This is a genomic window from Metapseudomonas resinovorans DSM 21078, from assembly GCF_000423545.1.
Classification (GTDB): domain Bacteria; phylum Pseudomonadota; class Gammaproteobacteria; order Pseudomonadales; family Pseudomonadaceae; genus Metapseudomonas; species Metapseudomonas resinovorans.
In genome coordinates, this window is sequence record NZ_AUIE01000034.1 from 1 (window position 1) to 21,309 (window position 21,309).

At 62.3% G+C, this 21,309-nt stretch carries 18 protein-coding genes, 1 other RNA gene and 1 pseudogene; 11 read left to right on the forward strand and 9 right to left on the reverse strand.

Annotation, left to right across the window (positions count from 1 at the left end; genetic code table 11):
• Positions 1–22: 22 nt before the first annotated feature.
• Complete coding sequence (locus G559_RS30980; protein ID WP_028629980.1) at positions 23–256, reverse strand: hypothetical protein; 234 nt, start codon at positions 254–256, stop codon at positions 23–25.
• 110 nt (positions 257–366) lie between these two features.
• Between G559_RS30980 and G559_RS30985 the strand changes: the two genes are divergently transcribed.
• Positions 367–618 carry a hypothetical protein gene (locus G559_RS30985; protein WP_028629981.1) on the forward strand — a complete coding sequence of 84 codons (252 nt, stop codon included), beginning with the start codon at positions 367–369 and terminating at the stop codon, positions 616–618.
• An 82-nt stretch (positions 619–700) separates the two neighbouring features.
• A pseudogene (locus tag G559_RS0120165) lies at positions 701–1,129 on the forward strand (IS256 family transposase); the annotation flags it as partial.
• Positions 1,130–1,437: 308 nt separating this feature from the next.
• Here G559_RS0120165 and ssrA read toward each other — a convergent pair.
• Positions 1,438–1,812, reverse strand: a transfer-messenger RNA (tmRNA) gene (gene ssrA / locus G559_RS30010).
• 140 nt (positions 1,813–1,952) lie between these two features.
• On the opposite strand from ssrA, the gene G559_RS0120170 reads away from it, so the two are divergent.
• A complete protein-coding gene (locus G559_RS0120170; protein WP_028629983.1) occupies positions 1,953–4,871 on the forward strand; it encodes an ATP-binding protein in 2,919 nt (972 codons plus the stop codon).
• A gap of 39 nt (positions 4,872–4,910) precedes the next feature.
• On the opposite strand, the gene G559_RS0120175 is transcribed toward G559_RS0120170, so the two are convergent.
• The 4 genes from G559_RS0120175 to G559_RS0120190 all read right to left on the reverse strand — a co-directional run bounded on the left by G559_RS0120175 (position 4,911) and on the right by G559_RS0120190 (position 11,081).
• A complete protein-coding gene (locus tag G559_RS0120175; protein WP_028629984.1) occupies positions 4,911–5,156 on the reverse strand; it encodes a hypothetical protein in 246 nt (81 codons plus the stop codon).
• 145 nt (positions 5,157–5,301) lie between these two features.
• Positions 5,302–8,115 (reverse strand): FAD-binding and (Fe-S)-binding domain-containing protein, encoded by a 2,814-nt coding sequence (locus G559_RS0120180; RefSeq protein WP_028629985.1) that lies wholly within the window; start codon positions 8,113–8,115, stop codon positions 5,302–5,304.
• Positions 8,116–8,172: 57 nt separating this feature from the next.
• Complete coding sequence (gene lldD / locus G559_RS0120185; protein WP_028629986.1) at positions 8,173–9,318, reverse strand: FMN-dependent L-lactate dehydrogenase LldD; 1,146 nt, start codon at positions 9,316–9,318, stop codon at positions 8,173–8,175.
• 68 nt (positions 9,319–9,386) lie between these two features.
• Positions 9,387–11,081: an L-lactate permease gene (locus tag G559_RS0120190; RefSeq protein WP_028629987.1), complete on the reverse strand. Its 1,695-nt coding sequence runs from the start codon at positions 11,079–11,081 to the stop codon at positions 9,387–9,389.
• Positions 11,082–11,403: 322 nt separating this feature from the next.
• Here G559_RS0120190 and G559_RS0120195 point away from each other — a divergent pair, with 322 nt between their 5' ends.
• Entirely contained in the window at positions 11,404–12,171 is a 768-nt protein-coding gene (locus tag G559_RS0120195; protein ID WP_028629988.1) for an FCD domain-containing protein, read from the forward strand.
• A 47-nt stretch (positions 12,172–12,218) separates the two neighbouring features.
• Here G559_RS0120195 and smpB read toward each other — a convergent pair whose 3' ends face one another.
• Positions 12,219–12,698, reverse strand: coding sequence for an SsrA-binding protein SmpB (smpB, locus tag G559_RS0120200; RefSeq protein ID WP_028629989.1), 480 nt, complete (start codon positions 12,696–12,698; stop codon positions 12,219–12,221).
• Positions 12,699–12,852: 154 nt separating this feature from the next.
• Here smpB and G559_RS0120205 point away from each other — a divergent pair, with 154 nt between their 5' ends.
• Positions 12,853–13,287, forward strand: a complete 435-nt coding sequence (locus G559_RS0120205) for a type II toxin-antitoxin system RatA family toxin (protein ID WP_028629990.1) — start codon at positions 12,853–12,855, stop codon at positions 13,285–13,287.
• Positions 13,280–13,597: an RnfH family protein gene (locus G559_RS0120210; RefSeq protein ID WP_028629991.1), complete on the forward strand. Its 318-nt coding sequence runs from the start codon at positions 13,280–13,282 to the stop codon at positions 13,595–13,597. The genes G559_RS0120205 and G559_RS0120210 overlap by 8 nt, the downstream gene beginning before the upstream one ends.
• A 53-nt stretch (positions 13,598–13,650) precedes the next feature.
• On the opposite strand, the gene G559_RS0120215 is transcribed toward G559_RS0120210, so the two are convergent.
• Positions 13,651–14,181, reverse strand: a complete 531-nt coding sequence (locus G559_RS0120215) for an outer membrane protein assembly factor BamE (RefSeq protein WP_028629992.1) — start codon at positions 14,179–14,181, stop codon at positions 13,651–13,653.
• A gap of 99 nt (positions 14,182–14,280) precedes the next feature.
• Here G559_RS0120215 and fur point away from each other — a divergent pair, with 99 nt between their 5' ends.
• Positions 14,281–14,685, forward strand: coding sequence for a ferric iron uptake transcriptional regulator (gene fur / locus G559_RS0120220; RefSeq protein WP_028629993.1), 405 nt, complete (start codon positions 14,281–14,283; stop codon positions 14,683–14,685).
• 52 nt (positions 14,686–14,737) lie between these two features.
• Here the strand turns inward: fur and recN are convergent, their stop codons facing one another.
• Positions 14,738–16,411 carry a DNA repair protein RecN gene (recN, locus tag G559_RS0120225; protein ID WP_028629994.1) on the reverse strand — a complete coding sequence of 558 codons (1,674 nt, stop codon included), beginning with the start codon at positions 16,409–16,411 and terminating at the stop codon, positions 14,738–14,740.
• Between the two features lie 156 nt (positions 16,412–16,567).
• On the opposite strand from recN, the gene grpE reads away from it, so the two are divergent.
• From grpE to dapB, 4 genes are all read left to right on the forward strand, one after another.
• Positions 16,568–17,137, forward strand: a complete 570-nt coding sequence (gene grpE / locus G559_RS0120230) for a nucleotide exchange factor GrpE (protein ID WP_028629995.1) — start codon at positions 16,568–16,570, stop codon at positions 17,135–17,137.
• A gap of 102 nt (positions 17,138–17,239) precedes the next feature.
• Complete coding sequence (gene dnaK, locus G559_RS0120235; RefSeq protein ID WP_028629996.1) at positions 17,240–19,153, forward strand: molecular chaperone DnaK; 1,914 nt, start codon at positions 17,240–17,242, stop codon at positions 19,151–19,153.
• Between the two features lie 124 nt (positions 19,154–19,277).
• Complete coding sequence (gene dnaJ / locus G559_RS0120240) at positions 19,278–20,405, forward strand: molecular chaperone DnaJ (protein WP_028629997.1); 1,128 nt, start codon at positions 19,278–19,280, stop codon at positions 20,403–20,405.
• A gap of 83 nt (positions 20,406–20,488) precedes the next feature.
• A complete protein-coding gene (dapB, locus tag G559_RS0120245) occupies positions 20,489–21,292 on the forward strand; it encodes a 4-hydroxy-tetrahydrodipicolinate reductase (protein ID WP_028629998.1) in 804 nt (267 codons plus the stop codon).
• Positions 21,293–21,309: the final 17 nt, after the last annotated feature.

Consider the following 21,309-nt stretch of genomic DNA (forward strand, 5'->3'; position numbering starts at 1 on the left):
TCCATGTGAGAGTAGGTCATCGTCAAGCTTCTATCCCAAACCCCCGAATCGTGAAAACGGTTCGGGGGTTTGTCTTTGCGCCGGAGAAAGTTTGCGGTGTCAGCGGCTTGTTGTGCTTGAGCTTGGCGACGGCCACATGGTTTTCGTTGGCGCGTATGTAAGCCTCGACCTGCTTGCGGTACTGGGCCAAGTTGATGCCGGTGCTGAAGTCGTTTAGCACTACCTCGGTCGATTCGCCGATCTGGCCGGTGAGCATGCTGTATACAGGGATGAATGTGCGGCGTTCGATCCTGTATCAGCGCTGGCTCGGCACGGATGGCTGGAATGCTCTCCATGACATCCAGTTGGTTGGCCAGCTCGCGGTAGGTGACGAAGTCGCCAGCGCAGCACTGCCAGCTGCAGATTGAGACAGCGCAGGTCGAACAGCTTGGCGGTGATGTGTTCGGCTCCTCGCTCGCTGGGCAGGCCGGCAACGTGCGCACGCAGGTCGCCCAGCGCAGCATCATCGAGATCGTTCCAGACACAGTGGTCGGCGAAGCGGACGACATATTCACGCTCGGTGCGCACGATGAAGTTGTCCTGATGCATCGCCGCCACTTCGCTATGCAGCTCGCCTGACCATCTGCAGGGTGCACCCCGGTTTGGACCGCTCGGAACCGCCCCTCTATAAGTCCTACGCGCTATGTGGTCTTTTGAGTCTGCACATGTGGGCAAAGGGCAGCGCACGATGGTGGCCGCACTGCTGCGCACGGTCTTCGCCCAGGACGGCCGTACCGAATGCCACCAGCAGTGGCGACTGGTAGCTGACCAATTGCGTGAGAAATACCCCAAGATCGCCGCGCTTATGGATGGCTGCGAGGACGAAGTGCTAGCGCACATGGCCTTTCCCAAGGCTCACCGGCAGCAGTTGCATAGCACCAACCCACTAGAGCGGCTCAACGCCGAGATCAAGCGACGCACCGAGGTCGTGGGCATCTTCCCCAATGATCCGGCGATCACACGGCTGGTCGGGGCGATGCTGATGGAGCAGAGCGACGAGTGGTGCCTGCAACGGCGCTACATGCAGTTGGAGGCCTTCGAAGCGGTCAGTGATAATCCGCAGGCCAAGCTGTCGGCAGTGATCAACTAAACGGCAAACTCAGTGGCCAGTGCCATGATGAGTTACACCACCTCCTGGGACACGATCGTGGGGAGCGTTCCACAACTACTCAGCGAGGGAACATGAGGATCGGTGCGATGATCGCTACAGGCACTTGGTGCCGCTGCGCTAACTGCAGGTGCGGTTTATTTGCATGGGAAGCTGAAGTAAGACGCTTTAGTAAGCCTTTGCTTTAAGTCGAAGGGGCATTGGTCTTCGACACGTTTTCGGTACACCGAGGCTGAAAAGAAAAAGCCCCCGAAATTCGCTAGGAAAATCAGGGGCTTAGTCTTGGTTTTTGGTGGAGCCGGGGGGATTTGAACCCCCGTCCGCCAGCTCTCCGCTTTCGGGACTACATGCTTAGCCAAGTCTACTGAGTTAGCTCTTTGCGGCCCGACTGGCAGGGTGCTCAGAGCGAGCTGTATGAGTTTTAGCCGTTACGTCTACAGCGAACTTGGCGGCGATCCTGTTCTATCTGACAGTCGTTTCGGGTTTACAGGCATCCCCTAATGACTGCTGGCAGCCGAAGCCGCCAGAAGGGTTAGGCCGCGAGGGCCGCCCCGTAGTTGTCGTCGTTGGCAACTAATAGTTTGCAGCAGCTAATTTACGAGGTCTGCTACCAGCTCGGCATGCCCCTAGAGTTTTGTTACCGGCGTCGAATCCTAATCGGCCCCAAATACTGCAGGGTGTACAACGGAGCGTAGTCTACGGCAAAGGGGCCAAAGCGTCGACCACGCTTTTGACCTAATGTCATGGGTGCTTGCTATATGATTGCAGGCTATTGTCAGGAAGACCTTTGAGCCGAGACGTCGCCATGCCGCGTTCTGCCCGAACCCCTTTGCGCCAGTGGATCTGGCGTGCCTTCGTACAGAGTGCCCTGATCCCGCTGATTCTGGTCGAATCGGTGTTGATCACGGCTTATCTGTTGACTAACAGTGCGATACGCGATGCCCAGGTGGACTACCTGCAGCAGAGCGCTCTGGAAGACCTTAGCAGCGCGGTGGTGCGCGAAGGCAAGGTGATCGATATGCGCCTGCAGGGCATCGAGGTGCCCACGCGGCTATTCCGCGACGCGGTAGGCCGGGCGTTGCAGGATCGCAGTTTCAAGCCTGATGACCTGGAGCGTCAGCGCCATGTGCTGAGCTCCGACGGTGTCTACTACACGCGCACCGACGACGGCCGTGCCGCGTCCTTCTATGCCAGCAGCACACCGGTGGAGCGCCAGGACCACGATAAGGCCCTGCGCCTGTCCCAGGTCGACCCGCTGATGCGCTCCATACGAGAGTCGAACCCGCTGGTGGCGGCTGTCTACTTCAACAGCTGGGACAGCTACAACCGCATCTATCCCTTCTTCATGACGCCTGAGCAGTATCCCCATGACATGGTGATACCCAACTACAACTTCTATTACCTCGCTGATGCCAAGCACAACCCGCAGCGCAAGACGGTATGGACTGACGTTTACCTGGATCCGGCCGGCCTTGGCTGGATGATGTCGGCCATTACGCCTGTCTACCGTGGCGACTTCCTCGAAGGGGTTGTGGGCCTGGATATTACCGTGGGGCAGATGCTCGGCGAGATCGGTAGCCTCAAGGTGCCCTGGCAGGGCTACGCGATGCTGGTAAGCCGCGACCACAGCATCATGGCGCTGCCTGAGGCGGGCGAGCGTGACTTCGGCTTGCGTGAGCTGACCCGTTTCTCCTACGACGAGGCGGTGCGTCGCGAGGTGCTCAAGCCCGAAGACTTCAATCTGGCTCGCCACCGCGAGATGCAGCCGCTGCTGGAGGCTATGGCTGTCGGCAAGGGCAATGTGCAGGAAGTGGAGCTGGGGGGGCGCAAGCAGTTGGTGGCCTGGGCCGAGATTCCGCAGACCGGCTGGCGGCTGATGATGGTGGTGGACGAGGCCAACATATTCAAGGAAACCAATCGCCTCGCCGAGCGTTACCAGCAGATCGGTTACTTGCTGATCGCCGGCCTGTGTTTCTTCTATGCACTGTTCTTCGCCTGGATGTGGTCGCGCTCGCGGCGCCTCAGCGGCGAACTCGCGACGCCCATGGCCGCCATCATGGGCATGATGAAGCGTATCGGGCAGGGCGATTTCCGCCCGCCCGCGCCGAGCAGTCGCATAGCCGAGCTGCAGGCCCTGGCTGAGGCGGTTCAGCTCAGCGGCGCCCAACTGCAGGCGAGCGAGGAGGAACGGTTGGAGGCCAGGCGCAACCTGGACCTGGTGCTGGAGAGCACCACGGAAAGCCTCTGGGAAGTAGACGCCATCACCCTCTCCATCAAAATGAGCGGGCGCTTCGTCAAACGCTTCGGGTTGCGCAGCGACAGCATCACCTTTGCCGAATTCAATGAGCGCGTGCACCCGGATGACGTGGAGCGGGTGCGCCGCCTGCGCATGTTGTTCTCGGTCAGCGACCAGGACAACTTCGACGCCGAATACCGCTTTGCCGATGTCGAGGGCCGTTACTCCTGGCTGCTCAGCCGCGGCAAGGTACTGGAGCGGGACTCCGACGGCCGTGCCCTGCGGGTGGCAGGCACTCATGTGGACATCACCCGGCTCAAGCAGGTGGAGGAAGAGCTGCGCATTGCCAGCCGCGAAGCCCAGGCGGCCAGCCAGGCCAAGAGCCGCTTCCTCTCCAGCATGAGCCACGAGCTGCGTACGCCGCTCAATGCCATCAATGGTTTCGCCCAGCTCATCGCTCTGGAAGCGGAGGGGCAGGAGGACCGTAAGGTGGAGGGCGACTACGCCCAGGAGATCGTCAACGCCAGCCGTCACCTCACCTCGCTGGTGGACGACATCCTCGATCTGTCGAGCATCGAGAATCGGCGCCAGAAGCTGCAGCTCAAGCCCGTGGATATAGGCCCACTGCTGGCCAGCTGTGCTGAGCTGATCCAGCCCGAGCTACAGGCTCGTCACCTACAGTTGCAGCTGGCGCCTCCACCTTCGCCGACGCTGCATGTGATGGCCGATGCCCGGCGTCTGCGCCAGGTGATGCTGAACCTGCTGTCTAACGCGGTTAAGTACAACAGCCCGGAAGGGATGGTGAGCATGGGTTACGAGATACGCCCGGCCGCCGTGCGCCTCTGGGTGGCCGACAGTGGTCCGGGCCTCAGTCAGGAGCAGCAGGCCATGCTGTTCCAGCCCTTCCAGCGACTGGGCCGGGAGAACTCCACCATTCCGGGCACAGGCATCGGTCTGGTGCTGTGCCGCGAGCTGGCGGAGTTGATGGGCGGTGAGATGGGCTTCAGCAGCGCGCCCGATATCGGTAGCCGCTTCTGGATCGACCTGCCAAGCATCGTTGGGTCGGATGACTACGAGCCGCCGGCGCTGGCCAAACTTGAGGTGGAAGAACCGCAGGTATTGCCGAAAGTGCTCTGCGTGGAAGATCACCCGGCTTGCCTCAAGGTGCTGCAGGAGGGCCTGCGGGACATGGCCGACGTGCGTGGAGCGGGGTCGGTCGGCAAGGCGCTGGGACTTCTGGCGGATATCACCCCGTCCCTGTTGCTGCTGGACCTGGATCTGCCCGATGGCGATGGTCTGGATGTGCTCGACTTCGTGCGCTCCAGCCCCCGACTGGCAATGATGCCGGTGCTGGTAGTGAGTGCGGCGGTGGATGAAAAGATCCTGGCCGAAGCACGTCGTCGTGGTGCTGACGCTTGCCTGAGTAAACCTGTGGACCTGAAGCAGGTACGCCGAATGGCACTCTCGCTGCTTGGTCAGGAGGCCTGACGCTCAGGATCCAGCTCGCGCTGGATCCTGAGTTGCTTTCTATTCGCTGGACTGCAGCAGATTCAGCGCTTGAGCCAGCACCTTCTCGGACTCGGCGTGATCGCCGGACTTATGTAGTTCCTCGCCCTCGACGCGAAGTTTTTTCACTTGCTCGAGTACGGCGGGGTCCGCGGGTGGATCGGTCTTCAGGATCTGGTCGATCTTCGCCATGTCCGCTGGGCAGTGTGAAGCGAGAACCGGGGCACTGAGCAGGGCGGCGGCAAGCAGAAGGGCAATACGGCGCATGTCGGACCTCCTTTTCGGGTTGACCGCTGGAGTATAGGAAAGCTCCAGCTTATGAGGTGGACTGCCCTGAAGCGAGTGGGGTTCAGCCGATGTGGCGCCGTGGTGGGCTGAAGCCCACCCTACAGATGGAAGTCCGGTTTTCGCCTTAGAGCGCTGCGCGAGCACGTGTCACGCGGTCCACCAGGTAGACCAGTCCGTGGTAGTCGATACCGCCATGCTGGGTCAGGCCGACTTCGCAGGTGCGACTGGTCGAGATGCCTTCCTCGCAGATTTGCACCGCGTCTTTCAGCGAGCGCAGCGAGTGCGCGTTCAGTTCTGGCGTGGTGAAGCCTTTGTCGCCTGCGAAACCGCAGCAGTGAATGCCTTCCGGCACAATCACTTCCCTGGTGCAACGCTTGACGATGTCGATCAACCCTTGAGCTTCCCCCAGGTGCTGGGTGCTGCAGGTGACGTGGACGGCCACTGGTTTGTCCTGGGGCGTGAACTCCAGCCGGTCCATCAGGTAGCTACGGATGAAACGCACTGGATCGAACAACTGCAGTCGCGAGTCCAGGCCGTCCTGCACCAGGCGCAGGGTGCAAGGGCTGGTGTCGCAGTAGACGGGGTCCAGGCCACCACGGCTGGCAGTCAGGAGCGCGTCCACCAGTTCGCGGCGCTTGTTTTCCGCTTGTTCGGCGTACCCCTTGGAGGCGAAGGGCTGACCACAGCAGAGGCTGTCCAGGTTCTCCGGGAACACCACCTGGTAGCCCGCCTTCTCCAGCAGCATGCGGGTCTTGTCGATAAGCGGCACCTGCTCGCGGTCACCCGCGGATGGGCCCATGGCGCGAGAGACGCAAGCCGCGAGGTAAACGACGCGAGGTCGCGCATCGGCGCTCGGCGGAGTGAAGTGGATGCGCGCTGCAGCCTGGGGCAGAGCGGGCGTCCATTGTGGCAGGCGGTTGCCTGAGAGTTGGCGCAGGGCACCGGATGTCTTCTCCAGCAACGGCGCTCCGAGTACCTTGCGTGCGCCATTGGCGATCCGCAGCGTCAGGCGTGCGCCCTTGAGGGCAGTGGCGAAGTGGTCGGCCAGCCAGTTGGCACTATCTGCATGGTGGGCGCTTTTCGCGCGCAGCTTGCGCACAAGGTCGCCCGTGTTAATGCCCACTGGGCAGCGCTGGGCGCAGAGGCCCGTGGCGGCGCAAGTGTCTACGCCCTGGTACTGATAGGCCTGTTCCAGCTCTTCGGTATCGACGCCGGCGCGTTGCTTGGCCTGGATGTCTCGCCAGATCACGATGCGTTGGCGCGGACTCAAGGTCAGTCCTTTGGACGGGCAGACCGGCTCGCAGAATCCACACTCGATGCACTTGTCGACGATCTCGTCCGCGGCTGGCAGCGGTTTGAGGTTTTTCAGGTGGATGTCGCGGTCGTTGCTGAGGATCACGTCCGGGTTGAGGATGCCGCGTGGGTCCAGCAGGCGCTTGATCTGCCACATCAGCTGGTAGGCATCGCTACCCCACTCCAGTTCGACGAAGGGCGCCATGTTGCGGCCGGTGCCGTGTTCGGCCTTGAGCGAGCCGCCGAACTCCACCGCCACCAGTTGTGCCACGTCATGCATGAAAGCTTCGTAGCGGGCGACCTGTTCGGGGCTGTCAAAGCCCTGGGTGAAGACGAAGTGCAGGTTGCCTTCCAGGGCATGGCCGAAAATTATCGCCTCATCGTAGCCGTGCTTGTCGAACAACTGGATGAGGCGATTGACCCCTTCGGCCAGTTGTTCGATGGGGAAGGTGACGTCTTCGATGATCACGGTGGTGCCGGTCTGGCGCACGGCGCCGACGGCGGGGAAGGTGTCCTTGCGGATTTTCCACAGCAGGTTGTAGACCGTCGGGTCTTCGCTGAAATCGACCTTTTGTTCCAGTGGGAAGTGGGCGATGGACGCCATGATCCGGGCCAGCTGTTCGTGCAGCAGGCTCTGGCTGGCGGCGCGGGACTCGATCAGCAGGGCGCAGGCGTCGCTCGACAGGCCCTTCACCCATTCGGGCATACCAGGCTTGTTCTCCACCGAGCGCAGGCTGCGACGGTCCAGCAGCTCCACCGCTGACACTGGCTGGCTCTTCAGCAGGGTAACGGCCTTGCAGCAGCTTTCCACGTCGGGGAAGACGATCAGCGCGCTGGCCTTGTGCGGGTGGTCGGGCACGGTGTCGTAGGTCACCGCACTGATGAAGCCGAGGGTGCCTTCGGAGCCCACCAGCAGGTGGCTGAGGATGTCCAGTGGTTCGTCGAAATCCACCAGGGCGTTGAGCGACAGGCCGGTGGTGTTCTTCAACCGGTACTTGTGGCGGATCTTCGCGGCCAGCTCGGTATTGGCGCGGGTCCTGCGGCCCAGCTCGGCCAGCTCGGCCAGCAGCGGGCCTTGGCTCTGGCGGAAGGCGGCAACGCTGGCAGCGTCTTCGGTGTCCAACAGAGTGCCGTCGGCCAGTACCAGGCGCAGACCGGCAAGGGTGTGGTAGCTGTTCTGGGCGGTGCCACAGCACATGCCGCTGGCGTTGTTGGCGACGATGCCACCGATCTTGCAGGCGTTGATAGATGCCGGGTCGGGGCCGATCTTGCGACCGAAGGGGGCCAGCCAAGCATTGGCCTGGGCGCCGATCACGCCGGGCTGCAGACGGATCTGTGCGCCGTGCTGGCGGATATCGCGGCCGTTCCAGTTATCACCCAGAACCAGCAGTACCGAATCGGTGATCGCCTGACCAGAGAGGCTGGTACCTGCAGCGCGGAAGGTCACCGGGACCAGTTCTGCATGGGCGGCCTTGAGCAGGGCGACAACTTCCGTCTCGCTCTCGACGCGGATCACCAGCTTGGGGATCAGCCGGTAGAAGCTGGCATCGGTCCCGAAGGCTAGCGCAGAAAGCGGGTCGTCGAAGCGACGCTCGCAAGGGATCAGGCGTTCGACGGTGTTGAGGAAAGGAATCGGCAGGCTCATGCGGTGTCCCGTCTATTGTTGCGGGCCGCGGCCGGCCCGCCGGGTTGTGTCGACCGGTCAGCGACCGAGTTCGCGTACCAGCGAGTCGGCGCTGATCTCGCCAACGGACTTGGCGCCGGTGAGCACCATGGCCACGCGCATTTCTTTCTCGATCAAGTCCAGCAGGTTGCTCACGCCTGCGCCACCGGCAGCGGCCAAGGCATAGACGAAGGCGCGACCGAGCATCACGGTGTCGGCGCCGAGCGCGAGCATGCGCACTACATCCAGGCCGGTGCGGATGCCGGAGTCGGCGAGGATCTTCAGTTCGCCCTTCACGGCGTCGGCAATGGCTGGCAGTGCGCGGGCGCTGGAGAGCACGCCGTCGAGTTGGCGGCCGCCGTGGTTGGAGACGACGATGCCGTCGGCGCCAAACTTCACCGCATCCTTGGCGTCTTCCGGGTCGAGGATGCCTTTGATCACCATCGGGCCTTCCCAGAAGTCGCGGATCCATTCCAGGTCCTTCCAGGAAATCGATGGGTCGAAGTTGGCGCCCAGCCAGCCGATGTAGTCCGCCAGTCCAGTCGGGTTGCCCCGGTAGGTGGAGATATTGCCCAGGTCGTGTGGTTTGCCGAGCAGGCCGACGTCCCAGGCCCAGGCCGGGTGGGTCATGGCTTGCAGTACACGGCGCATCGCCGCGTTGGGCCCGCTCATGCCGGAATGGGCGTCGCGGTAGCGGGCGCCGGGCACCGGCATGTCGACGGTGAATACCAGGGTGGTCACACCGGCGGCCTTGGCTCGTTCCAGGGCGTTCTTCATGAAGCCGCGGTCTTTCAGCACATAGAGCTGGAACCACATGGGCCGGTTGATGGCCGGTGCCACTTCTTCGATCGGGCAGACCGAAACGGTGGAAAGCGTGAAGGGAATGCCTTTGGCTGCTGCTGCCTTTGCCGCCTGCACCTCGCCACGGCGGGCATACATGCCAGTCAGGCCGACCGGGGCCAGCGCCACGGGCATGGACAGGGTCTCATCGAACAGCTTGGTCTCCAGGCTCAGCTCGGACATGTTCCTGAGCACGCGCTGGCGCAGGGCGATGCTGGCCAGGTCTTCAACGTTGCGGCGCAGTGTGTACTCGGCATAGGCGCCGCCGTCGATGTAGTGGAACAGGAAGGGCGGAAGCTTGCGCTGGGCGGCGGCGCGGTAGTCGGTGGAGGCAGAGATGATCATTTGGAGGATTACCCGGTTTTTCTATTGGCGGAGACCCCGGCTGGGCCGGGGCGCCGTCAGGCTTGTGCTCAGCGGGCGACCAAGGGGTCGCTGACGCCCAGCGCGTAGATCGCCACCAGTGCGATCAGGCCAGTGAACAAGACGTAGTAGAGCGTCGGCCAGACCGTCTTGCGCAGGGTGGTGCCCTCGCGGCCGAGCAGTCCGACGGTAGCAGACGCAGCGACCACATTATGGATGGCCACCATGTTGCCGGCAGCGGCGCCAATGGCCTGTACGGCCACGATCAGTGCCCCGGAGATGCCCAGGCTTTGTGCCACGCCGAACTGGAACTGGCTCAGCATCATGTTGCTCACCGTGTTGGAGCCGGCGATGAAGGCGCCCATGGCGCCAACGCTGGGTGCCAGCAGGGGATAGACGCTGCCGACGCTGTCGGCGACGTAGCGGGCCATGGTGATGGGCATGCTAGCCAGATCAGCAGCGTTGACGCCCGAGTTGATCAGGATGCGCACCATGGGCACGGTGAACAGCAGGACGAACCCCGCCCCGAGCAGCACGCTGCCGGATTCTTTCACTGCTGCAGCCAGCTCCCGTGCACGCATGCCGTGGAGGAAGAACGTGACGATCACCACGGCGATAAGAATCCCACCAGGGAGATACAGCGGCATGAAATCGGCCTTGACGCCGGATTCACCCAGAAGGTCCGGGAAGACCAGGGCGACGGACTTGAGCGCCGTGCCAACCTCGGGGAACACACGGCTGATGACCAGCAGGGCGCCGACCAGTACGTAGGGCAGCCAGGCGCGCAACGTGCTCATCGGACGTGCAGTCAGGCTGTCGAGCTTCATCTCGACACTGCCGAGCCACTCGTTCGGCCATTCGCTGGCCGGGGCAAAATCCCAGCTCCTTTTCGGAATCAGGAATCCCGAGCGAGCCGCGGTGGTGACGATGGCCAGGCCTACCAGGCCGCCCAGCAGGGAGGGGAACTCCGGGCCGAGGAATACACCGGTAGCCGCGTAGGGCAGGGTAAAGGCCAGGCCCGCGAAGAGGGCGAAGGGCAGCACTTCGAAGCCCGCCTTCCAGCTCTTCTCACGACCGAAGAAGCGGGTCAGCATCAGCACCATGATCAGCGGCATTACCGTGCCGACGGTGGCATGAATCAGCGCCACCTGGCTGGTGATGAGCTGCAAGAAGGCTTCCCAGGTGGAGCCATGCTGGACCAGTTGGGCTCCGATGGTGGCAGTATCCAGGCCGCTGTTCACGCCAATGACGATGGGGGTGCCGACTGCACCGAAGGAGACGGGCGTGCTCTGTACCAGCATGCCGAGGATTACCGCGGCCAGGGCGGGAAAGCCAATGGCGACCAGCAACGGAGCGGCGATGGCGGCTGGAGTACCGAAACCGGAGGCGCCTTCGATGAAACAGCCGAATAGCCAGGCAATGATGATGGCCTGGATTCGCCGGTCAGGGCTGATGGTGGCGAAACCGGCGCGAATCGCGGTGATGCCACCCGAATGCTTGAGGGTGTTCAGCAGCAGAATGGCGCCAAAAATGATCCACAGCACTCCGCCGGTAATGACCAGGCCCTGCACGGTGGAGGCCAGCACGCGGTTGAAACTCATGTCCCACACGGTCAACGCGATGCCCGCGGTCAGCAGGTAAACCAGGGGCATGGCACGCTTGGCCGGCCAGCGCAGGCCGATCAGCAGGATGGCCGCCAGGAGGATGGGGGAGAAGGCAAGGAACGCAAGCAGTCCGTTCGACATGTCGAGTCTCCGCTCAGCACTGCGCGTGGCGCGGTGGGTGGCAGGGGCGGGTGCTATCGGGCATGGCGTGGGGGAGAGGGTGCGGCATGCTGAAAACCTCGGCTCGTTCTTGGAATTGTTAGGAGTTGCTTTTGTAAAGTGGTAAGACCAATTTACAAGGCTGCGGGGAAAGAGTAAGAGCCGCGCATTCGTGATGTCAATTTCCAGCCTTGCGACTTTGGTCGAGCAGGACGAGGTTGCTGCGTCTGGACAGTGGGGATAGGCTTGCCTCCAGGGCTGGTTCCAGAGCTGGTTGGATGGTCAAACCAATAAGAGGTGAAAGATGGAAGTGGGGCTGGTGCGACAGCGCCGTTTGTCGGATGACATCGTCGACCAACTGGGCGCCATGATCCTCGAGGGGACGCTCAAGGCCGGTGAGCGCCTGCCCGCAGAGCGAGCGTTGGCCGAGCAATTCGGCGTTTCACGCCCGTCATTGCGAGAAGCCATCCAGAAGCTCGTGGCCAAGGGACTGCTGGTCAGTCGTCAGGGGGGCGGGACCTTCGTGGCCTCTGGGCTTGGTTCGACGTTCAGCGATCCGCTGCTGCAGTTGCTGGAAAACAATCCAGACGCGCAAAGGGACCTGCTGGAGTTCCGTCACACCCTGGAGGGCTCATGCGCGTTCTACGCCGCGCAGCGCGCCACGCCGGTCGACCATGAGCGGCTGAAAGCCGCTTTCGATACGCTGCAGGCCTGTTACGCCCCTGACAGCAAGGCCAGTCGCGAGGAGGAGGGGGCCGCTGATGCGCGCTTCCATCTGGCGATCGCCGAGGCCAGTCACAATGCCGTGCTGCTACACACCATTCGCGGGCTATTCGATCTGCTGAAGCACAACGTGGTGACCAACATTGGCGGGATGTACCTGCAGCGTGGCGAAACCCGCGAGATGTTGACCAGGCAGCACCGCGCCTTGTACGAGGCGATCATCGAGCGGCGTGCTGAGAAGGCACGGGACATTTCCCATCAGCACATCCAGTACGTGCAAGAGGTGCTGGAGGAAAGTCAGCTGGAGGCGCAGCGTTTGGCGCGGGCGCAGCGGCGGCAAAGCATCTGAGGCAAACAAAAACGCCGGGCATTGCCCGGCGTTGTCTTGTCCTGGGCTTATTCCTTGCCCTTGGTGCGCATGGCGCGCGCGATCTCGCGGTCGGAGTCGCGCTCCTTCTCCGTGGCGCGCTTGTCGAATTCCTTCTTGCCCTTGGCCAGGGCGATCTCGCACTTGATGAGGTGCTTCTTCCAGTAGATCGACAGCGCCACGCAGGCGTAGCCCTTCTGTTGCACCGCGCCGAACAGCTTGCCCAGCTCGCGCTTGTGCAGCAGCAGCTTACGGGTACGCACCGGGTCGGCGATCACGTGAGTGCTGGCCGTCTTCAGTGGGGTGATGTGGCTGCCGAGCAGCCAGGCTTCGCCGTCCTTGAGGAGCACATAGCTGTCCACCAGCTGTGCCTTTCCGGCGCGCAGACTTTTCACTTCCCAGCCGGCGAGAGCCAGCCCGGCTTCGAATTTCTGTTCGATGGAATAGTCGTGCAGCGCCTTCTTGTTGAGGGCGATGGTGCCTTCCGGATGTTTCTTTTGCTTAGCCATAGGCGGCGCATTATAGGGAGTCGCAGACGGCGCGGCTACGGCGGCGTAGGCTTGAGCGATACTGGCGAATCCCTGACAATGCGGCACTTTTTTGACCAGTCCGGCCCGACGTATCCCTAATGCAGCGCGGCTCGGAACCCTGTTTGAGGCCAAGATGACCACGCATATCCAGCGCTCCGCCCTGTTGCCGTTTCCTGCGCAGGCGCTCTACGACCTGGTCAACGATGTGGCGCGCTACCCGGAATTCCTGCCCTGGTGCTCGTCTGCAACCGTGATGGAAGTGAGCGAGAGCCATATGCTCGCCAGTCTCGAAGTCGCCAAGGGCAGCCTCAGCCAGCGCTTCGTCACCCGAAACAAGTTGGACAACGGGCAGGCCATCGAGATGAACCTGGAGGAAGGCCCTTTCACTCAGTTGCACGGTGTCTGGCACTTCAAGGCGCTTGGGGACAAGGCCTGCAAGATCAGCCTGGATCTGCGTTTCGATTACGCCGGCCCGATCATCAAGGCCACCTTGGGGCCGTTGTTCAATCAGGCCGCCAACACTCTGGTGGACGCGTTCTGCCAGCGGGCGAAGCAGCTTTATGGCTGATGTGATCCAGGTTGAGGTGGTCTATGCGCTGGCCGGCTGTCAGCGTTTGCTGCGCCTGACCTTTCCGCGCGGCATCAATGCTCGCGATGCGGTCATGCGCTCAGGGATGGAGCTGCATTTTCCCGAGCTGGACCTTGCCAACTGTCCGCTCGGTATCTTCGGCAAGGCACTGCCCAAGCCGGAGGAGCGTCTGTTGGATGAGGGTGATCGGGTGGAGATCTACCGGCCTCTGATTGCTGACCCTAAAGAGGTGCGCAAACAGCGTGCGGCGAAGGCCGCCCAGGTTCGTGCAGGTGAGCGGGACGCCTGAATCCCGTCCATGAAAAAGCCCGGGACCAGCCCGGGCTTTTTTGTTGCCGCAGGTTATTGCGGCGAGGTTTCCAGCGGTTCCGGAATCGGGACCGGTACAGGTTCTGCGCTATCCACTTCTTTCTGGATCTTCTCCAGCAGGGAGCCAGGTGCTGCCGGCTCTTCGGCCTTGGGCTGCGCTTGCTGCTCAGGTTTGGCCGGGGCGGTCGTGGTAGAGCTTTCGCCGCCGAGAATTGCTTCATCACGGCTCACGCCGGGCATGAAGTCGCCGGCCAGGCCGATCAATTGGTCGTTATTGTCGAACGCCAGACTGACGCGTTCCTGGAAGCGTTGGCCGCCACCCGGCTGGATGCTGTAGAGGTAATCCCAGCGTTTGGCGTGGAACGTGTCGGTGATCAGCGGGTTGCCCATGATAAACCTCACTTGACGCCGGGTCATTCCGGGCTTCAACTGGTCTATCATGTCCTGCGTAACGACGTTGCCCTGCTGGATGTCGATTTTGTAGACCCCGGGGAACGAGCAACCGGCGAGTGCGAGCAAGCCTGCGAAGGAGAGGCTGGTCAGCAGGAGCTTGGTGTTTTGCATCGGTGGGAGACTTCCACTATCTTGGACGGGCATCAAAAGTCCCGATCATACCTGCATTAAGGGAAGCTGCGAAAGCTGCATTCCTCGAGAAAGCTGACCATGGTTGAAAACAACGAACTGCGTAAAGCCGGCCTGAAGGTGACCTTGCCTCGGGTCAAGATCCTCCAGATGCTCGACTCCACCGAGCAGCGCCACATGAGCGCGGAGGATGTTTACAAGGCCCTGATGGAAGCTGGCGAAGACGTCGGCTTGGCCACTGTCTACCGGGTTCTGACCCAGTTCGAGGCGGCGGGCCTGGTAGTGCGCCATAACTTCGACGGCGGTCATGCGGTGTTCGAGCTGGCTGACAGCGGTCACCACGACCACATGGTGTGCGTCGATAGCGGCGAAGTGATCGAGTTCTTCGATCCGGAGATCGAGAAGCGCCAGAAGGAGATCGTCAAGGAGCGTGGCTTCGAGTTGGTCGACCACAATCTGGTGCTCTACGTGCGCAAGAAGAAGTAAGCACTTCGCGCACAAAAAGGCGACCTCTGGGTCGCCTTTTTCGTTTCTGGGATTAGCCTTGGGCGCTGGTCACCATCTTCCTCGCGTGGGCCAGGGACTCCTCGGTGAGGTCGACGCCGCCCAGCATGCGGGCGATCTCTTCGATGCGCGGTGCTTCTTGCAGCTTGGCCACCGCTGTGCGGGTTTCCTGGGTGCCGCGTTCCTTGTGTACGAAGAGGTGGTGATGACCCTGGGCGGCGACCTGCGGCAGGTGGGTAACGGTGAGTACCTGGCCGCGCTCACCTAGCCGGCGCAGCAGTTGGCCCACCACTTCGGCTGTCGGGCCGCCGATGCCCACGTCCACTTCGTCGAAGACCAGGGTCGGCACGCGGGAAGTCTGCGCAGTGATTACCTGGATGGCCAGGCTGATGCGGGACAGCTCGCCGCCCGAGGCGACCTTGGCCAGTGCCTTCAGTGGCTGGCCGGGGTTGGCGCTGACCAGGAACTCAACCTGCTCCAGACCATATTGTTGAGGTTCATCGACCTGGCTGGAATGCAGCTGGATGTTGAAGCGTCCGCCGGGCATGCCCAGGCGTTGCATTTCGGTTTCCACTGCGCCTGCCAGGCGGCCGGCCGCCTCGCCGCGCAGCCTGCTCAGTTCCGCGGCTTTCTCTTGGTAGTGACGTGCATAGGCGGCCAGTTCCTCGGCCAGGCGCTCAGCGGCTTCGTCGTCGGCATTGAGGGCTTCCAGCTCGTCCAGCAGCTTCTGTTGCAGCTCGGCCAGCTCGCTTGGCTGTACCCGGTGCTTGCGCGCCAGGGTGTAGATGGTGTCGAGTCGCTCTTCCAGTGCCTGCTGGCGCTCGGGGTCGGCGTCGAAGTGGTCTAGGAAGCGGTTCAGCTCGCCCATGGCTTCCTCGACCTGGATCTGCGCGCTGGACAGCAGATTGACCGCTTCGGCCAGGGCGCCCGGCTGAGAGTGGAAGGCAGTGAGGCGGTTGAGGCTGGCGGTCAGCGCACTGAGCACGTTGCCGGCATCACTCTCGCTGCACATGTCAGTGACCTGCCGGCAGGCAGCCAGCAGGCTTTCGGCGTTGGTCAGGTTCTTATGCTCCTGTTCCAGCTGTTCCAGCTCGTTCTCGCCCAGGGCAAGGTTTTCCAGTTCGTCCAGTTGATAGCTGAGCAGTTGGTGGCGGGCACGCTGCTCGTCGCCAGCGCGGGACAGGCGTTCCAGCTCCTGGCGGGTTTGCCGCCAGCGCTGGGCCGCTAGCTGCACCTGGCGAGCCAGGTCGCTCGCGCTGGCGAACTCGTCAAGCAGGCGACGATGGGTGTCGGCTTTGAGCAGGGACTGGTGTTCGTGCTGGCCATGGATATCGATCAGGAGCTCGCCGAGACTTTTCAAGTCGCCGAGCGGGCAAGGGGTGCCGTTGATATACGCGCGTGAACGACCCTCGGCTGTGATCACGCGGCGCAAGATGCAGGGGCCGTCCTGCTCGAGGTCGCGTTCATCCAGCCAGTCGCGGGCTTCGGCAATGTTGCTGACATCGAAGCTGGCGAGGATGTCAGCCTTGTCGGCACCGGGGCGCACCACGCCGCTGTCGGCGCGATCACCCAGGGTCAGGCCCAGTGCATCGAGCATGATCGACTTGCCGGCACCGGTTTCGCCGGTGATCACGGACATGCCGCCCTCGAGCTCCAGGTCCAGGTGCTCGACGATGGCGTAGTTATGGATCGACAGATGTACCAGCATGGTGCGACTCCCGCGCTGAGGTGGCTGTGTATTTATACAGTGTTTGTTTTCTGGCTGACAATTGCCTCTCCCCCTTGAACCGACAAATTGCGGCCCCATATAGGCGGACATATCAGCGGGTCTTTACCCGCAGCTGTCTTGTATGAGGAGGAAGGCATGGCCGACGAACAGACCCTGGATAACCAGACCCCCGAAGCGAATCCCGCTGCCGAAACCGCATCCGGTGACGATCTCGCCACCCGCGTACAGGTGCTGGAAGAGCAACTGGCCGCGGCCCAGGATCAGTCGCTGCGTGTTGCCGCCGAGCTGCAGAACATCCGCCGCCGCGCTGAGCAGGATGTGGAGAAGGCGCACAAGTTCGCCCTGGAAAAATTCGCCAACGACCTGCTGCCGGTCGTCGACAGCCTTGAGCGTGGCCTGGAATTGACCAGTGCCTCTGATGACGCGATCAAGCCGGTGCGCGAGGGCATGGAACTGACCCTGAAGCTGTTCCACGACACGCTAAAGCGTTACCAGTTGGAAGCCGTTGATCCGCATGGTGCGCCCTTCAATCCTGAGCATCACCAGGCCATGGCCATGGAAGAAAGCACCCATGTCGAGCCGGGCAGCGTGCTGAAGGTGTTCCAGAAGGGTTACCTGCTCAACGGCCGTCTGCTGCGTCCCGCCATGGTGGTGGTCAGCAAGGCGCCGAGTGCGACGCCGCCTTCGATTGACGAGCAGGCTTGAAATCCGGGCTCGGGCCCCCATCTGTTACATCAAGCGTTTATGTGCTGCCGCAGTCCGTGAAGAACGAGGCTGCGGAGAATCCAAAGTTTCGGGAGAGAGAATATGGGCAAAATCATTGGTATCGACCTGGGGACCACCAACTCTTGCGTGGCCATCCTGGAGAACGGCAGTGTCAAGGTGATCGAGAACGCCGAGGGTGCTCGCACCACGCCGTCCATCATCGCCTACACCAACGACGGCGAAACCTTGGTTGGTCAGTCCGCCAAGCGTCAAGCGGTTACCAACCCGCAGAACACCCTGTACGCAGTGAAGCGTCTGATCGGTCGCCGCTTCGACGAAGACGTCGTGCAGAAAGACATCAAGATGGTTCCCTACAAGATCGCCAAGGCCGATAACGGTGACGCCTGGGTTGAGGTGAAGGGCCAGAAGATGGCGCCGCCGCAGATTTCCGCGGAAGTGCTCAAGAAGATGAAGAAGACTGCCGAAGACTACCTCGGCGAGCCGGTGACCGAAGCGGTGATCACCGTTCCGGCCTACTTCAACGACAGCCAGCGCCAGGCCACCAAAGACGCCGGTCGCATCGCCGGTCTGGACGTCAAGCGCATCATCAACGAGCCGACTGCAGCAGCGCTGGCTTACGGCATGGATAAGGCCAAGGGCGACCATACCGTGATCGTCTATGACCTGGGCGGCGGCACCTTCGACGTATCGGTGATCGAGATTGCCGAAGTCGATGGCGAGCACCAGTTCGAAGTGCTGGCCACCAACGGTGACACCTTCCTCGGTGGTGAAGACTTCGATCTGCGCCTGATCGACTACCTCGTAGACGAGTTCAAGAAAGAGTCCGGCATGGACCTCAAGGGAGACCCCCTGGCCATGCAGCGCCTGAAGGAAGCCGCCGAGAAGGCCAAGATCGAGCTGTCTTCCGCTCAGCAGACCGACGTCAACCTGCCGTACATCACTGCAGACCAGACCGGTCCGAAACACCTGAACGTGAAGATTTCCCGCGCCAAGCTGGAAGCCCTGGTCGAAGACTTGGTCGCCCGTACCATCGAGCCTTGCCGCATCGCCCTGAAGGACGCCGGCCTGGACGTATCCGACATCCAGGAAGTGATTCTGGTCGGTGGCCAGACCCGTATGCCGCTGGTGCAGAAGCAAGTTGCTGACTTCTTCGGCAAGGAGCCGCGCAAGGACGTGAACCCGGACGAAGCCGTTGCCATTGGTGCTGCCATCCAGGGCGCCGTACTGGCCGGTGACGTGAAGGACGTACTGCTGCTCGACGTATCCCCGCTGACCCTGGGTATCGAAACCCTGGGTGGCGTTATGACCGCGCTGATCGAGAAGAACACCACCATTCCGACCAAGAAGTCGCAGGTGTTCTCTACTGCTGACGACAACCAGTCCGCCGTGACCATTCATGTGCTGCAGGGTGAGCGCAAGCAGGCTGGTCAGAACAAGTCCCTGGGCAAGTTCGACCTGGCCGAGATCCCGCCGGCTCCGCGTGGCGTACCGCAGATCGAAGTGACCTTCGACATCGACGCCAACGGCATCCTGCACGTGTCCGCCAAGGACAAGGCGACCGGCAAGCAGCAGTCCATTGTGATCAAGGCCAACTCCGGCCTGTCCGAGGAAGAAATCCAGCAGATGGTGCGTGATGCCGAGGCTAATGCCGAGGAAGACCGCAAGTTCGAAGAGCTGGCTGCTGCTCGCAACCAGGGCGATGCGCTGGTCCATGCCACTCGCAAGATGATCACCGAGGCTGGCGATAAGGCCACTGCCGAGGAGAAGGCTGCCATCGAGAAAGCGCTGGGCGAGCTGGAAGTAGCTGTGAAGGGCGATGACAAGGCTGAGATCGAAGCCAAGATGAATGCCCTGTCCCAGGCTTCCACCCCGCTGGCGCAGAAGATGTACGCCGAGCAGCCCCAGGCGGGCGAACAGCCGCAAGCCTCTACTGCGGACAAGGCTGGCGACGATGCCGTCGACGCCGAGTTCGAAGAGGTCAAGGAAAACAAGTAAGTGTCACGCTTGCTTCCGCTCCAGCGTGCGGGGCTAGTCGCCCCGCACGCCTGATCCGCCACGCGGGAGCTTGCTCCCGCGTTGGCGCGTCTGGGGCTGGTGAATTTGAGAGTGCAGGAAACCTATGGCTAAACGTGACTTTTACGAGATCCTCGGTGTCGAGCGTGGCGCCAGCGAAGCCGACCTGAAGAAGGCCTATCGCCGTCTCGCCATGAAATACCACCCGGACCGCAACCCGGGCGACAAGGCTGCGGAAGAGCAGTTCAAGGAGGCCAATGAGGCCTACGAAATTCTGTCTGACGCGAGCAAGCGTGCTGCGTACGACCAGTACGGCCACGCCGGCGTCGACCCGCAGATGGGGGCGGGCGCTGGTGCCGGTTTCGGCGGTGCCAGCTTCTCCGACATCTTCGGCGACGTGTTCAGCGATTTCTTCGGTGGTCAGCGTGGCGGTCAGCGTGGTGGTCCGCAGCGTGGCAGCGACCTGCGCTACACCCTGGAGCTGGACCTGGAAGAAGCGGTGCGCGGGACTACCGTGACCATTCGTGTGCCGACCCTGGTCAACTGCAAGACCTGTGAAGGCTCGGGTGCCAAGAAGGGCACCAGTCCTGTCACCTGCACCACCTGTGGCGGTATAGGCCAGGTGCGCATGCAGCAAGGCTTCTTCTCGGTCCAGCAGACCTGCCCGCGCTGCCACGGCAGTGGCAAGATGATCAGCGACCCCTGTGGCAGCTGCCATGGCCAGGGGCGCGTGGAAGAGCACAAGACCCTGTCGGTGAAGGTGCCGGCTGGTGTCGATACCGGCGACCGCATCCGCCTCTCTGGCGAAGGCGAGGCCTGTGCGCTGGGTGGTCCGGCCGGCGACCTCTATGTGGTGGTCAACGTGCGCGAGCACCCGATCTTCCAGCGCGACGGCAAACACCTCTACTGTGAGGTGCCGATCAGCTTCGCAGACGCGGCCCTGGGCGGCGAGCTGGAAGTGCCGACCCTCGATGGTCGGGTCAAGCTGAAGATTCCGGAAGCGACCCAGACCGGCAAGTTGTTCCGTCTGCGTGGCAAGGGTGTCGCCCCGGTGCGTGGCGGCGGTGCCGGCGACCTGATGTGCCGGGTTGTGGTGGAAACACCGGTCAACCTGGACAAGCGCCAGCGCGAGTTGCTCGATGAGTTTCGCAAGACGCTGCAGAACGACGGCTCCCATTCGCCCAAGGCCAGCAGCTGGTTCGAGGGCATGAAGCGCTTTTTCGGCGATCTTTAAACGACGAGCTGGAAGGGGCGGCGAAGTGTTTCAGGCTTTCCGTGCCGCCTTCCAGCTCCAGGCTTACAGCTTGGAGCTTTTATATGCGACGTATTGCTGTGATGGGCGCCGCCGGGCGCATGGGCAAGAACCTGATCGAGGCAGTGCAGCAGGCGCAGGGCGCTGGTCTGACCGCCGCCATCGATCGTCCGGATAGCACTCTGGTCGGCGCCGATGCCGGTGAGTTGGCCGCGCTTGGTCGAATTGGCGTCCCTCTGTCGGGCGATCTGGCCAAGGTTGTCGATGAGTTCGATGTGCTGATCGATTTCACTCACCCATCCGTGACCCTCAAGAACCTGGAAGTCTGCCGTCAGGCGGGCAAGGCCATGGTGATCGGCACGACCGGTTTTTCCGCTGAGGAAAAGGCCTTGCTGGCGACTGCCGCCAAGGAAATCCCGATCGTCTTCGCCGCCAACTTCAGTGTCGGCGTGAATCTTTGCCTCAAGCTGCTGGATACCACTGCTCGCGTGCTGGGTGATGAGGTGGATATCGAGATCATCGAGGCTCATCACCGTCACAAGGTCGACGCGCCTTCCGGTACTGCGCTGCGCATGGGTGAAGTGGTGGCTGATGCACTCGGCCGCGACCTGTCCAAGGTGGCCGTCTACGGTCGCGAAGGCCAGACCGGCGCCCGCGCTCGCGAGACCATCGGCTTTGCCACCGTGCGTGCTGGCGACGTGGTGGGTGATCACACTGTGCTGTTCGCTGCGGACGGCGAGCGCGTTGAGATTACCCACAAGGCCTCCAGTCGTATGACCTTCGCTCGTGGCGCCGTGCGTGCGGCGCTGTGGCTGGAAGGGCAAGAAGCGAGCCTGTACGACATGCAGGACGTGCTGGGATTGCGCTGAGTCGATATTCAGGATGT

Coding starts and splice junctions, on each gene's coding strand:
- G559_RS0120215 (WP_028629992.1), bottom strand. CDS start 14,181: ATGCAAAACACCAAGCTCCTGCTGACCAGCCTCTCCTTCGCAGGCTTG.
- smpB (WP_028629989.1), bottom strand. CDS start 12,698: ATGGCTAAGCAAAAGAAACATCCGGAAGGCACCATCGCCCTCAACAAG.
- G559_RS0120170 (WP_028629983.1), top strand. CDS start 1,953: ATGCCGCGTTCTGCCCGAACCCCTTTGCGCCAGTGGATCTGGCGTGCC.
- G559_RS0120175 (WP_028629984.1), bottom strand. CDS start 5,156: ATGCGCCGTATTGCCCTTCTGCTTGCCGCCGCCCTGCTCAGTGCCCCG.
- fur (WP_028629993.1), top strand. CDS start 14,281: ATGGTTGAAAACAACGAACTGCGTAAAGCCGGCCTGAAGGTGACCTTG.
- G559_RS0120210 (WP_028629991.1), top strand. CDS start 13,280: ATGGCTGATGTGATCCAGGTTGAGGTGGTCTATGCGCTGGCCGGCTGT.
- G559_RS0120195 (WP_028629988.1), top strand. CDS start 11,404: ATGGAAGTGGGGCTGGTGCGACAGCGCCGTTTGTCGGATGACATCGTC.
- G559_RS30980 (WP_028629980.1), bottom strand. CDS start 256: ATGCTCACCGGCCAGATCGGCGAATCGACCGAGGTAGTGCTAAACGAC.
- G559_RS0120180 (WP_028629985.1), bottom strand. CDS start 8,115: ATGAGCCTGCCGATTCCTTTCCTCAACACCGTCGAACGCCTGATCCCT.
- dnaK (WP_028629996.1), top strand. CDS start 17,240: ATGGGCAAAATCATTGGTATCGACCTGGGGACCACCAACTCTTGCGTG.
- G559_RS0120205 (WP_028629990.1), top strand. CDS start 12,853: ATGACCACGCATATCCAGCGCTCCGCCCTGTTGCCGTTTCCTGCGCAG.
- G559_RS0120190 (WP_028629987.1), bottom strand. CDS start 11,081: ATGTCGAACGGACTGCTTGCGTTCCTTGCCTTCTCCCCCATCCTCCTG.
- grpE (WP_028629995.1), top strand. CDS start 16,568: ATGGCCGACGAACAGACCCTGGATAACCAGACCCCCGAAGCGAATCCC.
- recN (WP_028629994.1), bottom strand. CDS start 16,411: ATGCTGGTACATCTGTCGATCCATAACTACGCCATCGTCGAGCACCTG.
- dapB (WP_028629998.1), top strand. CDS start 20,489: ATGCGACGTATTGCTGTGATGGGCGCCGCCGGGCGCATGGGCAAGAAC.
- lldD (WP_028629986.1), bottom strand. CDS start 9,318: ATGATCATCTCTGCCTCCACCGACTACCGCGCCGCCGCCCAGCGCAAG.
- dnaJ (WP_028629997.1), top strand. CDS start 19,278: ATGGCTAAACGTGACTTTTACGAGATCCTCGGTGTCGAGCGTGGCGCC.